The following is a 14,235-nucleotide window of genomic DNA, read 5'->3' on the forward strand; positions in this document are numbered from 1 at the left end:
AGGCAGTGCGCGCCTCAGGATGACGGAACGTCGAGTTTGCTCCCGAGCAGCAAGTCCTTCAGCCCCGTCGGATAGAGCCTCGGCCCGCCCTCCAGGTCGAGATCGGCAAGGTCGAACCAGCGCGCGACGATTTGCTCTCCATTGTCCTCGCGGAAGTCGACGCGCTCCTGGCCGGCGAATGCGCCATCCAGAAACGCGATCTCCGCGATGAACATCACCTCGTGCCCGGTCGATGCCTCGTGCACAAAAATGTTCTCAATCACCAGCGGCTCGCCCACGATGCTGACGTCGATGCCGAGCTCTTCGTTGAATTCCCGCACCAAGGCCGCGCGCCAGCTCTCGCCGAACTCGATCTCGCCGCCGAGCGGGCGCACGCCCTTGATCCGCCCCGCATCGTCGCGCACCTCGGCCGCCAGCAGCCGCCCGCCGCGCCAGTGCAGGCCGATCGCGACGACGCGGATATGGGGATGGGGGCGCCATGTGGTCATGGCGGATCGTTAATCCGTGTCGCATGCTTTCGCAACGAGGGAGGAGATGGTGTGCTTGCAATGGCGAGATGAGAGACCCGTCACTCCACCAGATACTTCCTCACCGCCGCCTCGTCCCACGCGATCCCGTTGCCCGGCTCCTCGCTCGGCAGCGCAAAGCCGTCCTTGATCTGCAGCCGCGTTGCCAGCACCGCATCGGCCCAGTCGACATATTCGAGCCAATGCGCGGTCGGCGTCACGCAGAGCAGATGCGCGCTGACTTCCGAGAACAGGTGCGACGACATCTCGATGCCGGCAGCATGGGCGAGCGACGCGGCGCGGAGCCAGCCGGTGACGCCGCCGATGCGCTGGACATCAGGCATCACGTAGTCGCAGGCCTCCGCCGAGAGCGCGGCTTGCATGGAAAACGCGCTGTCGAAGTTCTCGCCGATCTGGACCGGCGTCTGCAGCGCGTCGGCAACGCGGGCGCAGCCGGCATGATCGTCGTGGCGGATCGGCTCTTCAATCCAGCTGAGGCCCTCGTCGTCGAGCATCTCACCGCGGCGGATCGCTTCGGTGACCGTCAGCGCCTGATTGTAGTCGCACATCAGCGTGACCTCGTCGCCGACGGCCTTGCGCACCGCGCGCACGACGGCGAGATCCTCCCGCGCATCGCTTCGGCCGACGCGGATCTTCGCGGCGTGAAACCCCTCGGCCAGCAGCTTGTGGGCTTCCTCCACCGCGGCGCCCGCCGGCATGATGCCGAGCCCTTTCGAATTGTAGGCGCGCACCGGCTTCGGCGCGCCGCCGAGCAGGCGGGCCAGCGGCAGGCCGCGCGTGCGCGCCAGCGCGTCCCATGCCGCCATGTCGATGCCGGATTGCGCCAGCCGCTGCAGGCCGGCGAGGCCCAGCAGCGTGAAACGCTGGCTCAGCTTGCGTTCGATCTCGAACGGCAGCAGCTCGTCGCCGGTGACGAGGTCCGACATTTCCGTGACCATCGCCGCCAGCGGCTTCAAGGCCGAGGGCGTGAGCGAGAACAGATAGGAATGGCCCACCGCGCCCTGATCGGTCTCGCAGTCGATCAGCACCAGCGGCGCCTTGGCGACCGCCCCGGTCGCGGTCTGGAGCGGCAGGTTCATCGGCACGATCACGGGGCGTGCGACAAAGCGCTTGATGCGGACGGTCTCGGTCATGGCTCTCTCCCGGCGGCGCGGATGCGGGTCGGCGCCGATCTTAAGCATCCGTGATCAAACGAAAAGCCGCTTGCTGCGACCACCATAAAATGGGGTTGCGCCGGCCGGCAATTCTTGGCTCTGTGCCGCCGCATGCTTTGTCTCGGATTCCGGAAGGATTTGCGACAAAATCGCACACAACGGAGCCACGACGTGAAACAAGCGATCTCCGAAGAACAGCGCAAGAGCGGCGTCCTCACGGGTGCTGCGATCGTCTTCCTCCTGCTCGCCCTGCCGGTCGCGGTGTGGCTGGACCTGACCGAGCTCAGCAAGACGGCGCTGCGGCGCCAGGCGATCGATCTCAATTCGGTGATCACGAGCGTGCGCAGCTATTACGCCTCCAACGTGGTCGGGCGCGTGCTCGCCAACCCCAATGGCAGCACCAAGGTCGTGCACAACTACGAATCCGTGCCTGGCGCGATCCCGATCCCCGCGACGCTGTCGCTGGAGCTCGGCCGGGTGATCGGCGCGCAGCAGGAGAACATCACCTACCGCTTCGTCTCGGACTTCCCGTTCCAGAACCGCGCCCCGCACCAGCTCGACAAGTTCGAGAAGGATGCGCTGGAGGCGCTGCGCAAGGATCCCGAGCAGAAGATCGTGGAGACCGAGACCTCGTTGTTCAACGACAAGGTTCGTCTCGTTGCCCCCGTAACGATGGGCCCGGCCTGCGTCAGCTGCCACAACAGCCATCCCGAGAGCCCGAAGAAGGACTGGAAGGTCGGCGACGTCAGGGGCATCCAGGAGGTCATTATCGCTCAGCCGATCGCCGCCAACATCTTCTCGTTCAAGTTCCTGCTGGCCTATTTCGTGATCGCCGCCGGGAGCGGGCTGGCGTTCCTGTCGTTGCAGCGCCGTCAGGCGCGCCGCATCAAGAACATGAACAAGGAGCTCGAATCCGCCAACGACTTCCTGGCCTCGCTGTCGATGAAGATCTCGCGCTACATCCCGCCGCAGGTCTACAAGAGCATCTTCTCGGGCCAGAAGGACGTCACCATCCACACCGAGCGCAAGAAGCTCACCATCTTCTTCTCCGACATTCAGAATTTCACGGCGACCGCGGAACGGCTCCAGCCAGAGCAGCTGACACAGTTGCTCAACAAATATTTCACCGAGATGTCGGCCATCGCCCACGAATATGGCGGCACCATCGACAAGTTCATCGGCGATGCCATGCTGATCTTCTTCGGCGACCCCGAGACCAAGGGCGACCGCGCCGATGCACAGGCCTGCCTGCAGATGGCCTGGCGCATGCAGCAGCGGCTTGCCGAGCTGAACGCGAAGTGGCGCGCCTCCGGCATCGAGCAGCCGTTCCGCTCGCGCATGGGCATCAACTCGGGCTATTGCAATGTCGGCAATTTCGGCAGCGCCGACCGGATGGACTACACCATCATCGGTGCGGAGGCGAACCTCGCCGCGCGCCTGCAATCGATCGCCGAGCCCGGCGGCATCGTGCTGAGCTACGAGACCTTCGCCCTCGTTAGCGACATCGTCCGCGCCCATGCGCTCCCGGCGATCACGATGAAGGGCATACGCCGCGAGGTGATCCCCTATTCGGTCGACGCGCTGAACGACAAAGCTGCGGAGAACAGCGGCATCATCACCGAGCGCGCGCCGGGGCTCGAGCTCTATCTCGACCCCGCCGTGGTGAAATCAGGCGACGCCGCGCGCGTCCGCTCGCTCCTGGAGAACGCGCTGGCCTCACTGAAGCCGGCGTGAGGCAGGCACAATAGGTCGTCATGCCCGGGCTTGTCCTGGGCGTCCACGTTCTTGGTGCCGCGAAGAAATACGTGGATGGCCGGGACTAGCCCGGCCATGACGCCCTGGAAGCTTCGGTGCACCAACGGTCACGTGCTTGCTTCTTCTGCGGGAAAGGCCGGGGACGGGTAGCCCTGCAAAGGCACAGGTGGAGGCTCACCTTGCCGCGCCTTCCGTGAACGCCGTCTCGATCACGTCCCCGAACGGCTGCCACGACCGCCCGTCGAATTGCACGAGCCGCATCTGCCGGATCGGCAGGTAGCGATTGGGCGAGGTGTTCATCCTGATGTTGGGCAATGCGACCGAAGGCTGATAGTCCCGGAGCGAAGCTGCCTGGCGCATGATGTTGTCGCGCGAAAAATCGTCGCCGCATTGCTTCAGCACCTGCGTCAGCGCCTCGGCCGCGGCGTAGCCATAGACGGCCGCACTGTTGTTGGTGCTTTCGACCCGATGGTATTTGTCCATGAAAGCGAACCAGTCCTTCATGCCGGGATCGTCCTTCCAGGCCGGATCGCTCGGATCCTTCAAAAAGGCCGCCGAAATCACGCCGGCAGAGTTTTCCAGCCCCGCGGGCGCCATCGCGTTGGCGATCGAGGCGGAGGCATCGTTGACGATGAAGACCGGACGCCAATTCAGGGACGCTGCCAGCTTGATCACCTTGGATGCGGTCGAGGGCACGCCGAGGAAGACGAAGATATCGGCGCCGGCGCGCTTGAGGATCGAGACATGCCCGTCGAGATGCTCGTCGGCCAGATCGAAGGCGATGTCGACGAGGACGTGACGGTTGAGATCGCCGAGGCCCTCCTGGATGCCCTTGTAGAGCATGCGCCCGAACTGGTCGTTCTGCCAGAGCACGACGATCTTCTTCCTGGGGTAAGAGGCCTGGATGTAGTTGGCGTAGATGCGCCCTTCCGACCGGAACGACGGCTGCCAGCCCATGGTCCAGGGAAACGCGCTCGGCTGGCTCAGCTCCTCGTCGCCGGAGGCGACGAACAGTTGCGGGATCTTCTTCTCGTTCAGGTACGAGCGCGTGACGAGATTACCGGGCGTGCCGAACGAGCCGAACATCAGGTGCACGCCGTCCTTCTCGACCAGCTTGCGCGTCAGCTCCAGCGCGGTTGCCGGATCGGAATTGTCGTCGCGGGTGATGAAGCGGATCTTGCGGCCGTTGATGCCGCCGCGCGCGTTGACCATGTCGAAATAGGCCGCTTCCGCCTGGCCGATCGCGCCGAACTCCGACAGCGGCCCCGAATACGGCATGACATTGCCGATGCGGATTTCCTCATGGCTTGCGGGTTGATCCGCGTGCTGCTGCAGCGACATCGCGCCCAGCGATGCGACGGCAATCACGGAAACGAACAGCATCCTGCCGATGAAGCGCATGTTCGACGCCTTGTGGTTGGCCCCCAACGAGGTCGGCTCAATCCCCACCAAGGCCGATTGATCTAGGTCAAGCGTTTGGCAATCGTGTGGCTGTCGCGCTTCGATGCGACGCATGGGCCGGAAGCGAAATGGCAGGCGTGTTGACGCGCTGCTTTGATTTCTGATCGAGAGTGTGTGTCGTGTGGCAACCTGCTCTTACCCTCCCCTGGAGGGGTCCGGGACGAGCGTAGCTCGCCCGTGGTCGATCGCGCGTAGCGCGAGCGGGGTGGGGTGATCTCTCGACCCGGGCAGTGTGCGACGCTGATAGACCGTCACCCCACCCCGTCTCACATTGCGCTTCGCTTCATGTGAGCCGACCCTCCCCCTCCAGGGGCCTGGAGGGGGAGGGTACCGACCGCCCACGACGCGAGAAGTGTGCTCCTGCGGCGGAGGGCGGGGGATTGGCCCAGCAAACGGTCAGAGTAGAAACCGCGCTACCGCAACCCCTACGGCAATCCCCGCGCCTCCAACTGCCGCACCAGCAGCAGCGTCGGCTCCGCGAGGCTGTCGCCGGAGCCGTCGAGGCCGAAGGCGTTCGCGATGCCGTCGCGGCTGCGCAGCAGCGTGCTGCGCGGGCAATGGCCGGCGCCGCACAGCGTCTTCTTCAGCGTCTCGCCCTGCGCCACGAGGCCGGCGGAATCGTCCGCGGCCCAGGCCAGCACGATCGGCACGTCGACATTGAGGATACCGGGGAATACCGAGCGCTTGTCGTACTGGGTGGCATCACCGCCGAGATAGGCCTTCTCGCTGTCGCTTGCGTCCTTGCCGACGCGGTAGATCCCGGACACCAGCACCACGCCCGCGACGTCGGCACCGGCGGTCTGCAGCTCGGGATGCGCCAGCATGGTCGCGACGTGGAAGGCGCCGGCGCCGTAGCCGACCGCGACGATCTCGCGGGCATCGCCGTTGAAGAGGTCGATATTGCCATGAACCCAGGACAGCGCCGCGGCCACATCGGCCGCGCCGGCCGGCCAGGTCGCCGCGGGCGCCAGGCGATAATTGACGCGGACCCCGATCATGCCATTGCGCGCAGCAAAGCACATCGCCTGGTCCTGGATCTGGCGCGACAGCTCCGGCGCTCCGCGGTCGCCGGTGAAGGTATCCCCCGTCACGAACAGCAGCACCGGCCGCGGCGTGTCGGCCTTGGTCGCGCTAGTCGCGACATCGAGCACATTGGCCTCGCTCTCGCCATAGCGCAGGCCGCGCGAGAAGGTGACCTGCTCGCACAGCCGCGCGGTGCCGCCGGCGGTGGTGTCGGAATCGGTGAGGCCTGCTCGCACGAGATCGGAGGGCGGCAGCCGGCCCGGCACGGGTCCGTGTGCGGAGGCCGCAGTCATGGTCAGAAACAGGAAAAATGTCAGACAATTCTTCATGGGCGTGGCGGCCTTGCGGGGCTCATCTTGGCTCGCTGATCTGGCCAGAATTCGCCTCATTAGTCAGCCGGTCTTGAGGCGAATTCGCGGCACCTTGGCGGGCAGGTCGCGCCGCCGCCGCTTTATCCCGATCCGTCATGCGGTTGTCCAGCCCAGCCGAGGCTCGCGCCGGCAACGGCTCGCTACTGTGCATGGGGTTGTTTTCGCGGTTTTGTTTTGGATGGTCCGTCAGGCCCGCTTCATCGTCCGGAAGGTGATGGAATAGCGCCGCGCCGCGACCGGGGGGATGCTGTGCTCCCACTGCGACCGCGCCTCGCCGTCCATCATGTAGAGCGAGCGCGGCAGGGCGGTGAGCGTATGGCGCTCCCACTTGGCGCCGTTGCGGCGGCGGAAGCGGAAGTTGCACGGCGAGCCCAGCGACAGGCCGAGAACCTTGTCGAAATGCGGCTTGTCGCGATGCCAGCCGATGCCGACGCCGACCTCGTATTCAGTGCACAGCACCTGCCGGACGCTGCCCTCCGGCAGCGCCGCCCAGGCCTCGGCCTGCCGCGCGACGGGCCGGACCCAGTCCGGGATCGGATCGGCCTCGGCCAGACGCTGCAGCGTGTAGTCGTAGCGATAGCCGAACGACGCCACCCGGCGGTTGCCCTCGAACGCGCCGAACTGAAAGCGCTGGAGCGGCAATGCTGCGATGCGGCCGATCAGATCCTGCTCGGCGGCGTGATCGATAAAGTCGTCCGTGGTGCGAAGGCCGGCCGGGCCTTCCTGCGGGTCGGCGAACAAACCTAGCTGCGTCATGCCTCGCATTTCCGTGATGGAACCTCTTTGCGGCTGATGCGACTTATCTATGACGCGGGAAGAAACGTGCGAGGCTGTCATGGCAGAGAAGCATACCGCCGATCCGGTTGAGATCATGCGGGCGACCGGTCATCCTGAGTTGGAATACGCCGCCGGTTGGACCATCGCCGGTCTCGCCACCATCGGCACCATCGTCGCCGTCTGGGTCTTTGCGATCTAGGCAACCGGAAACTGGAGCTCGAAGGCTGCGCCCTCGTCGGTCGGCTTAAGCCTGATCGAGCCGCCATGGCTCGCCATCACCGCGCGCGCGATCGCCAGCCCCATCCCGGTGCCGCCCTGGTCGCGGCGGGTGGTGAAGAACGCATCGAAGATCCTGTCGCGGTTCGGCGCCGAGATCGGCTCGCCGTCATTGCTGACCGTCACAAGCACGGTCGTCCGTGCGTCGACCGCCTCCAGCCTGATCGTCCCGGCCTTGTGCCGCACCGCATTGTCGGCGATGTGCGACAGCACGATCAGCGCCTTCTCCGAGGACATTCCGATCGCCCGGTCGAGGCTGCCGCTGGCCTCGATCGAGCTTGCCGGAAACCGCCTCCTGAGATCGGCGATCACGGGCGCCAGCTCGGTGCGCTCGTTCTGCGGCAGGCTCTCGGCGCGGGCGAGCTCCCGCAGCCGCTGCGCCATCGCCTCCAGCCGCTGGGTATCAGACAGGATGTTGGCGATGAAGGTATTCTGCTCGGCCGGCGTCAGGCCCTCGGCCTTGCCTTGCACCGAATCCTGCAACAGCTCGGCTGCGCCCTTGATCGAGGTCAGCGGCGATTTCAGCTCGTGGGTCAGATGGGCCGAGAAGGTTGCGATATAGTCGGAGCGCCGCGCCAGCTGCTCGGCCATGCCGAGAAAGCTGTGCGAGAGCTGGGCGAACTCGCGCGTGCCGTAATGCTTCAGCGGCTGGAACGCCTCCCGGTCGCCGCGGCCGATTCGGGCGGCGCGGTCGATCAGCTCGCGCATCGGCAGCGTGATGGTGCGCGAGAACACGAGGCCGATCGCGATGGTGCCGAGGATCACGGCGAGTCCCGCCAGCACGAACTTGGCGCGTTCCTGATAGAGATGGTCGAAAATGTTGCTCGGCGTCCGCGTCGTGTAGATCACCCCGGCGACGTGGTTGTTGACGATGACGGGCATCGCCGAGAACACGTGCACGCCGAGGCCGCGGCTGAAGGAATAGATCGGCGGCGGCGGCTTGTCCGGCACGCGGTTGCGTAAAGTCGCGCGGTATTGCCCTTGCAGAGCCTCCGCGACTTCCTCGATATGGGCGAGCGACTGCCCGACCTCCTGCCGCCCGGCAATCACCACGCCTTGCGGATCGAGGATGCGAAAGCCGGCCAATGTCACCTTCTGGGTCTCGCGGATGATCGGCGTCAGCCTGGCCCCGATCTCGACATAGGCTGCTTGCGCCTGCCTGGCCGCGGGCAATGCGTCGGGCCGCCGCCGCAACAGGTCGTTCGCGGTGAGGTCGAGCGCGGGGCGGATCGGTGTTACCTGGTCGCCGGGATCGGGCAGCACGCCCGGCGGCACCTCGGCGCCGAGCACGAGGCCGCTGTCGAGCCGGGCCGCGACCTCCTGCGCATAGATCGTCGCCAGCACGCGGCTCTGTGCGATCAGCTCGGCCTGGGTCTGGCGGATCAGCTGGTTGTCGTAGAGACGGAAGAAGAACAGGCCGACCAGCGGCAATATGCCGACCGTCGCCAGCACCGTGAAGATCACGAGGGTGAGCGACGGCCGCCATTTGTCGGGCGCAGCGCTCATGCCTCTTTCTCGCAGCGGCCGAGCTTGAAGCCGACGCCGTGGATGGTCTCGATCACGTTGTCGCAAGCAAGCGCCGCGAGCTTGGCGCGGATGTTGCGGATATGGCTGTCGATGGTGCGGTCGGAGACCTGGATGTTGAGCTGGTAGGCCGCGCGCATCAGCTGCTCGCGGTTGAACACCGATGTCGGCCGGGACAGGAACGCGCGCAGGATGCCGAACTCGATCGCGGTCAGCTTCAGCGGCGTGCCGGCAAAGGACGCGACATGCTGTTCGGGATCGATCAGCAGCCCGCCTTGCGTCAGCGCGGTGGGCCCGGCCTTGGCTTCTCCGTTGCGCGGGCTGAGGCGGCGCAGGATGACATTGACCCGCGCCACCAGCTCGCGCGGGCTGAACGGCTTCGTGACGTAGTCGTCGCCGCCGATCTCAAGGCCCAGGATACGGTCGATCTCCTCGTCGCGCGCCGACAGGAACAGGATCGGCACGTCGGAGCCTTTGCGAATCTCGCGGCAGACGTCGAGGCCGTCGAACTCGGGCATGCCGATGTCCAGCACGATGAGATCGGGCCTGTCGGCGGCAAAGCGGAGAAGCGCCTCCTTGCCGTCGCGGGCCTCGATCACGTCCATGCCGGCCTTCTTCAGGGCGACGCGGATGACCTCGCGGATGTGGCCTTCGTCGTCGACGATGAGAATGCGATGCGCCAAGAAACTCTCCGTGTCCTCGTCAGCTCGCCGGCTGGTTGCCGGCCTGAGCTCTTGCCTGGGCGCCCAGCCTGCGCTGGAGCCGCCAGTCGCGAAAGCTCCAGCTTCGCCAGGCCAGATCCTGACGCAGCTGTTCTACAAGGCGGTCGCGGCGGGGCACAAGGCAGCCCTCCCTGGCGGCGGGCCGCAGCGCGAACGCCTTGTCGATGGCGGGCACCGCCTGCGGTCCGAGCGTCATGAGATAATCGATGTCGATGTGCACGCCTTTTCCCGACACTTCCCGGCTATGGGTGACATTGTAGTCGGCGATGAAGGCGTCGAAGTTCACGAGGGAGCAGCCGTAGAGCACGATCGTCAACGCGGCGAGATTGGCGCCGATCAGCCATTGGTTGGACCTGTCGAGCACGATGCGCGCGACGATCAGGATCAGGCCGAGCGCCACCAGCCCCATCCAGATGAAGGCCGCGATGCGCCAATAGGTCAGCATGTAGATGTCGACATAGAGATCGAGCCGGCGGATGGACGAGCCGACCAGAAGCACGTTCTGTCCTACCCAGAGATAGACCAGCGGCCGGATCACTCTCGACTTTTCGGCTGGCCCGCCCCGGCGCATCGCCACCAGTACGAAAGCGGCCGCAAGCAGCGCGGTTGCGATCAGCGGATATGCGCCGCGATGGGCATAGGCCGCGTAGGTCAAACTGTCGGGCAGCGCCACGTGACCCCAGAGATAAATGCCGTCGAGAATCGATTGCGCCGCAAACAGCAGGTTGAACAGGATCAGCGAGCGCAGGACGATGGAGGGGCCGAGAAATTCCGCCGAGACCATAGGCGACAGCGGCAGTGGCACCGGGCCTTCGGCCACGGGGGCGATGTCTATCGTCTTGCGCCGCCAGCTCACATGGATGAACGGCCAGACCAGAGCCAGCATCAAGGTCCAGAACAGGACGCGCCACATGTTGGTATGGTCGAACATGACCTTGGGATTGAGCAGCGACACCCATTGCTCGATCACCGGATTGGCGGCGGCGAACAGGGCGATGAAGACGGTGCCGAGCGCCGCGGGCATCAGCCAGAGCGCGATGCCACGTGCGAAGGCCGACAGGTTGAACATCTGGGGCGCTTCGAGGAAGAACCTGAAGGGACCGAGCAGGAGGAAATTGCGCAGCGCGCGGGCGCGGTCGGTGAGCCCGGTCGTATCGGGATTGGTCGCAAGCAACAGCGCAATCGTCAGCGACGCGACGAGGATCAGGAAGGACAGCGTGTTGAGCTCTTCCATGGCCGGCACAAGGCCGAGCACAAGGATCGCGCCGCTGATCATCGCCCGCCGCCAGTCCAGGGTCGCGTGATTGAACAGCACCGACACGCAGGCGGTCGCGACCGCAAACAGCGTCAGCGACAGCCCGATCCGCTGACCGTAGAACAGCCAGTCGGCGAGCCCAGCCAGCAGCAGCGCCACTGCGAGCTTGGCCGACAGCGCAGAAGGCCTGATCGGTTGGATGTCCGTCGTCGAAGCCAGGCTCGTCATGTCCAGAGAGTCTCCGTGAATGGTGGTGGCATCACGAATTCTGAACGGCACTTGTGCAGACGGCGGGATCATCGTCTGCACGGCTTCAGGAGTTTTTTGCAGTTTTCGTGCAGGCGCGCTTTTGCCTCTCGCGCAGCGTGATTCGCTTTGCTAGGTGCGAAACATTCATCGCCCATCGCACCTGGTGCATCATGCAATTGCTCAACCGCATCGGTCTCGTCCTGCTCTGGCTCGCCGCGCCGCTCGCTGCATTTGTCGCCGCGAACAAGAACGATCCCTATCTGCTCGTGCTGCGTGGCGCCGGAAACATCTCCCTTGTCGTCGCAAGCATCGCAATCGTCGCTCTTTTGCTGTGGGGAGGTCGCTGGCGCACCATCGCCGGCAAGGCGCTCGTCGTGCTCTGGTGCCTGCCGCCGCTCTTGATGTCGGCTGCGCATCTGAAGTTCGAGCTGCGCAAGCACGACGTTCTCAACGCCAGCGCCGTCGAGGCGCGGCAGCTCGGGCCGCACTTCATGGTCGGCTATTCCTCCTTTCCCGAGGTTGCGCGTCTCGCCGAGCAGGGCCTGATCGGCGGCGTCTATGTTACCCGGCACAATATCCGCGGCCGCGCCATCGAGACGTTGCGGGCGGAGATCGCGGCGCTGCAGGATCTCAGGCGCGCAGCCGGCCTGCCGTCACTGATCGTCGCCGCCGATCAGGAAGGCGGCATCGTCGGGCATCTTGCGCCGCCGCTGACGAAGGTGCCGGCGCTGGCAACGCTGACGGGGCTGGCTTCCGATGAGCAGCAGGCCAAGGCCGAGGAGTTCGGCCGCATCCACGGCCGCGAGCTCGCCCACGTCGGCGTCAACCTCAATCTCGCCCCGGTGCTCGACCTCAAGCCGCCGGCGCGGCGCAACCGTCTCGATTTCCACACGCTGATCGGCAAGCGCGCGATAGCGAGCGATCCCGCCGTCGTCAGCACCATCGCGAGCGCGTATGTGCGCGGGCTGGAAGAGACGGGCGTCGGCGCCACGCTCAAGCATTTTCCCGGCATTGGCCGCGTGCGCGCCGACACGCATCATTTCAGCGCCAATCTCGACACGCCGGTGAAGGAGCTGGAGGCAACCGACTGGCTCCCGTTCCGCGAGGTGCTGTCGCGTTCGCGCAGCGCCCTCATGGTCGGCCACGTCACGCTCACAGCCGTCGATCCCGATCGCGCCGCCTCGCATTCGAAGCGCGTCGTCGAGGGGATCATTCGTGGGACGTGGGGTTACCAGGGCGTGGTGATGACCGACGACCTCATCATGGGCGCGATCTACCAGAACGACGTCTGCAAGGCCGCGGTCGAGGCGATCAATGCCGGCGTCGATCTGCTGCTGGTCGCCTATGACGGCGCGCAGTTCTACCGTGTCTTTGCCTGCGCCTTGGAAGGATCGCGACAGGGTAGGCTCGACGCGGCGATGCTGCATGCGAGCGCCGCGCGCCTGGAGCGCGGCTTTTCGACCATGCAGGCAGGAGCTGCCTCACGCGCCATCAGCGTCGCCCGGCAGAACTAGCCCTTCGCAAACTGGCGGTAGTCCGGTTCACGGTGAAACCAGAATTCGTAGCCGGAGACGCTCTTTTGCATGGCAACGTCGTGGATCGGCTGGTTGAGCGGAACCACGGGGACGTCGCGCATACAGAGCGCGATGAAATCCTTCACGGTCTTGTCGTACTCGGCGGCATCGGTGGTGAAGCGCGCTTTGTCGATCAGGGCGTCCATCTCCTTGTTCTTGTACGAGGAGATGTTGAAGATCGAGTTGTTGCCGTGGAAATTCCAGTAGAAGTAATATTCGGGATAATCAAGCCAGCCGCTGAAGCGGTTGAGCGCGAGCGGCAGCTCTTTCTTGTTCAGCGTCGTACGCCAGTTCGCGCCGGGAATCTTTTCGATTCCCGCCTTGATGCCGATCTTGGCGAGATTCTCCTGGATCAGGATCGCGGTCGGCTCGCCGACGGTGGCGGTACCGGTGTCGAGCGACAACGTCGTCTCCAGGCCGGATTCGAAGCCCGCTTCCTTCAGGAGCGCCTTGGCCTTGTCGAGATCGGTGACGTAAGGAAACGGCTGCGGCCACACCGGCTTTGAGACTTCGGCGGCGCCGCCATACATGGGAACGGCGCGGCCGAAGAAGGCGCTGGTCTGGATCTGCTCGTAGGGCATGGCCCACGCGATGGCCTGACGGAGCCTGACATTGTCGAATGGCGGCTTCGCGGTGTTCAGCGCGACGTACCACAGCGCGTTCGGGATCGGCACGCCCGAGACCTTGACCTTGCCCTCCCTGATGATCTGCTCGAAATCGCGTGGTGCAAAGCCGCTGGAGATATCCGCATCGCCCCGCTCCAGCATGGCACGGCGCGTGCCGGCGGAGGGAACGTCGCGGGCGATCACGCGCTTCACTTTCGGCAGCGGCCCGCTCTTCCAGTCGTCGAAGCGCGTCAGCACGGTCTCGCTGCCCGGCTTCCAGCTCTCGATCTTGTAGGCGCCGCCGCCGGCCTCGTTGTTCTTCAGCCAGGCCAGCGCCCACGGGTCTTCCGGCGTCGCGTTCTTCCTGGCGAGCTCGGAATTGATGATGAAGGGCACGACGACGGCGACGTTGAACAGCAGCATCTTGTCCTTGCGGACATAGTCGATACGGAAAGTGTGGTCGTCGACCACCACGAACTGCTCCGGCTTCTCCAGCGATCCCGCCGACATCTGGAAGGTCGGAAACCCGCCGACCTTCACGGCGCGGTCAAACGACCATTTGACGTCCTTGGCGGTCACAGGCGTGCCGTCGTGGAATTTGGCGTCCCTGCGAAGCTTGAAGGTGCAGGACATGCCGTCGGCGGCGACCTCCCAGCTCTCGGCGAGCTCGGGCGCGAGCTTCTCGCGGTCATACGACAACGTGCCGTCCGGCAGTGTCTTGGAGGCGTAGGTGAGCAGGCGGTCGTAACAGTTCCAGGACAGGCCATTCACGGTCTGGTTGGAGCCGACGCCCTGCATGTCCAGCGAGTTCGGCCCGAGCTCCTGCACCACCAGCAACGTCTCGCTGCGGCCCTGCGCCCGGGCGAGACGTGGAGCAAAGGCTGCCATACCGGCGACACCGAGGCCGCCGAGCACGACGCTGCGGCGGTTCAAATCGAGGGGTGAAATGCTCAAGGGTGCCT

The 14,235-nt window shown here is 65.3% G+C and carries 12 protein-coding genes; 3 read left to right on the forward strand and 9 right to left on the reverse strand.

All coding sequences use genetic code 11. The features are described from left to right. Positions 1–14 precede the first annotated feature (14 nt). Positions 15–488 carry an NUDIX hydrolase gene (locus ABIA40_RS35170; RefSeq protein WP_404545822.1) on the reverse strand — a complete coding sequence of 158 codons (474 nt, stop codon included), beginning with the start codon at positions 486–488 and terminating at the stop codon, positions 15–17. Between the two features lie 80 nt (positions 489–568). Beyond that, positions 569–1,660 (reverse strand): enolase C-terminal domain-like protein, encoded by a 1,092-nt coding sequence (locus tag ABIA40_RS35175; RefSeq protein WP_404545824.1) that lies wholly within the window; start codon positions 1,658–1,660, stop codon positions 569–571. Positions 1,661–1,852: 192 nt separating this feature from the next. On the opposite strand from ABIA40_RS35175, the gene ABIA40_RS35180 reads away from it, so the two are divergent. Next, complete coding sequence (locus tag ABIA40_RS35180; protein WP_404545826.1) at positions 1,853–3,415, forward strand: adenylate/guanylate cyclase domain-containing protein; 1,563 nt, start codon at positions 1,853–1,855, stop codon at positions 3,413–3,415. A gap of 195 nt (positions 3,416–3,610) precedes the next feature. On the opposite strand, the gene ABIA40_RS35185 is transcribed toward ABIA40_RS35180, so the two are convergent. From ABIA40_RS35185 to ABIA40_RS35195, 3 genes are all read right to left on the reverse strand, one after another. Further along, on the reverse strand, positions 3,611–4,837 hold the full coding sequence (locus tag ABIA40_RS35185) for an ABC transporter substrate-binding protein (RefSeq protein ID WP_271543080.1): 1,227 nt from the start codon (positions 4,835–4,837) through the stop codon (positions 3,611–3,613). A gap of 485 nt (positions 4,838–5,322) precedes the next feature. Continuing rightward, on the reverse strand, positions 5,323–6,249 hold the full coding sequence (locus tag ABIA40_RS35190; protein WP_404545828.1) for an alpha/beta hydrolase: 927 nt from the start codon (positions 6,247–6,249) through the stop codon (positions 5,323–5,325). A gap of 228 nt (positions 6,250–6,477) precedes the next feature. Continuing rightward, positions 6,478–7,047 (reverse strand): alpha-ketoglutarate-dependent dioxygenase AlkB, encoded by a 570-nt coding sequence (locus tag ABIA40_RS35195; RefSeq protein ID WP_157282815.1) that lies wholly within the window; start codon positions 7,045–7,047, stop codon positions 6,478–6,480. Positions 7,048–7,126: 79 nt separating this feature from the next. Here ABIA40_RS35195 and ABIA40_RS35200 point away from each other — a divergent pair, with 79 nt between their 5' ends. Beyond that, on the forward strand, positions 7,127–7,267 hold the full coding sequence (locus ABIA40_RS35200) for a hypothetical protein (protein WP_167361649.1): 141 nt from the start codon (positions 7,127–7,129) through the stop codon (positions 7,265–7,267). On the opposite strand, the gene ABIA40_RS35205 is transcribed toward ABIA40_RS35200, so the two are convergent. Genes ABIA40_RS35205 through ABIA40_RS35215 form a run of 3 tightly spaced genes read right to left on the reverse strand, consistent with a single transcriptional unit; the run spans position 7,264 to position 11,073 of the window. Beyond that, on the reverse strand, positions 7,264–8,850 hold the full coding sequence (locus ABIA40_RS35205) for an ATP-binding protein (protein WP_404545830.1): 1,587 nt from the start codon (positions 8,848–8,850) through the stop codon (positions 7,264–7,266). The two genes, ABIA40_RS35200 and ABIA40_RS35205, sit on opposite strands and share 4 nt — an antisense overlap. Beyond that, the gene (locus ABIA40_RS35210) at positions 8,847–9,551 is read right to left on the reverse strand and encodes a response regulator transcription factor (protein ID WP_109142397.1); all 705 of its coding nucleotides are present in this window, start codon (positions 9,549–9,551) and stop codon (positions 8,847–8,849) included. Before ABIA40_RS35210 ends, ABIA40_RS35205 begins: the two co-directional genes overlap by 4 nt. 19 nt (positions 9,552–9,570) lie before the next feature. Further along, positions 9,571–11,073 (reverse strand): DUF4153 domain-containing protein, encoded by a 1,503-nt coding sequence (locus ABIA40_RS35215; RefSeq protein WP_404545832.1) that lies wholly within the window; start codon positions 11,071–11,073, stop codon positions 9,571–9,573. Positions 11,074–11,264: 191 nt separating this feature from the next. Between ABIA40_RS35215 and ABIA40_RS35220 the strand changes: the two genes are divergently transcribed. Next, the gene (locus ABIA40_RS35220) at positions 11,265–12,608 is read left to right on the forward strand and encodes a glycoside hydrolase family 3 N-terminal domain-containing protein (protein WP_404546434.1); all 1,344 of its coding nucleotides are present in this window, start codon (positions 11,265–11,267) and stop codon (positions 12,606–12,608) included. On the opposite strand, the gene ABIA40_RS35225 is transcribed toward ABIA40_RS35220, so the two are convergent. Then, positions 12,605–14,227: an ABC transporter substrate-binding protein gene (locus tag ABIA40_RS35225; RefSeq protein ID WP_404545834.1), complete on the reverse strand. Its 1,623-nt coding sequence runs from the start codon at positions 14,225–14,227 to the stop codon at positions 12,605–12,607. The genes ABIA40_RS35220 and ABIA40_RS35225 overlap by 4 nt on opposite strands. Positions 14,228–14,235: the final 8 nt, after the last annotated feature.

Origin of the sequence: Bradyrhizobium sp. USDA 223 (assembly GCF_044909005.1) — a bacterium.
GTDB lineage: Bacteria > Pseudomonadota > Alphaproteobacteria > Rhizobiales > Xanthobacteraceae > Bradyrhizobium > Bradyrhizobium yuanmingense.

Bases quoted from the DNA above. Each gene is read 5' to 3' on its own strand.
- ABIA40_RS35185 (WP_271543080.1), bottom strand. From the start codon at position 4,837: ATGCGCTTCATCGGCAGGATGCTGTTCGTTTCCGTGATTGCCGTCGCA.
- ABIA40_RS35195 (WP_157282815.1), bottom strand. From the start codon at position 7,047: ATGACGCAGCTAGGTTTGTTCGCCGACCCGCAGGAAGGCCCGGCCGGC.
- ABIA40_RS35215 (WP_404545832.1), bottom strand. From the start codon at position 11,073: ATGACGAGCCTGGCTTCGACGACGGACATCCAACCGATCAGGCCTTCT.
- ABIA40_RS35190 (WP_404545828.1), bottom strand. From the start codon at position 6,249: ATGAAGAATTGTCTGACATTTTTCCTGTTTCTGACCATGACTGCGGCC.
- ABIA40_RS35175 (WP_404545824.1), bottom strand. From the start codon at position 1,660: ATGACCGAGACCGTCCGCATCAAGCGCTTTGTCGCACGCCCCGTGATC.
- ABIA40_RS35200 (WP_167361649.1), top strand. From the start codon at position 7,127: ATGGCAGAGAAGCATACCGCCGATCCGGTTGAGATCATGCGGGCGACC.
- ABIA40_RS35205 (WP_404545830.1), bottom strand. From the start codon at position 8,850: ATGAGCGCTGCGCCCGACAAATGGCGGCCGTCGCTCACCCTCGTGATC.
- ABIA40_RS35170 (WP_404545822.1), bottom strand. From the start codon at position 488: ATGACCACATGGCGCCCCCATCCCCATATCCGCGTCGTCGCGATCGGC.
- ABIA40_RS35220 (WP_404546434.1), top strand. From the start codon at position 11,265: ATGCAATTGCTCAACCGCATCGGTCTCGTCCTGCTCTGGCTCGCCGCG.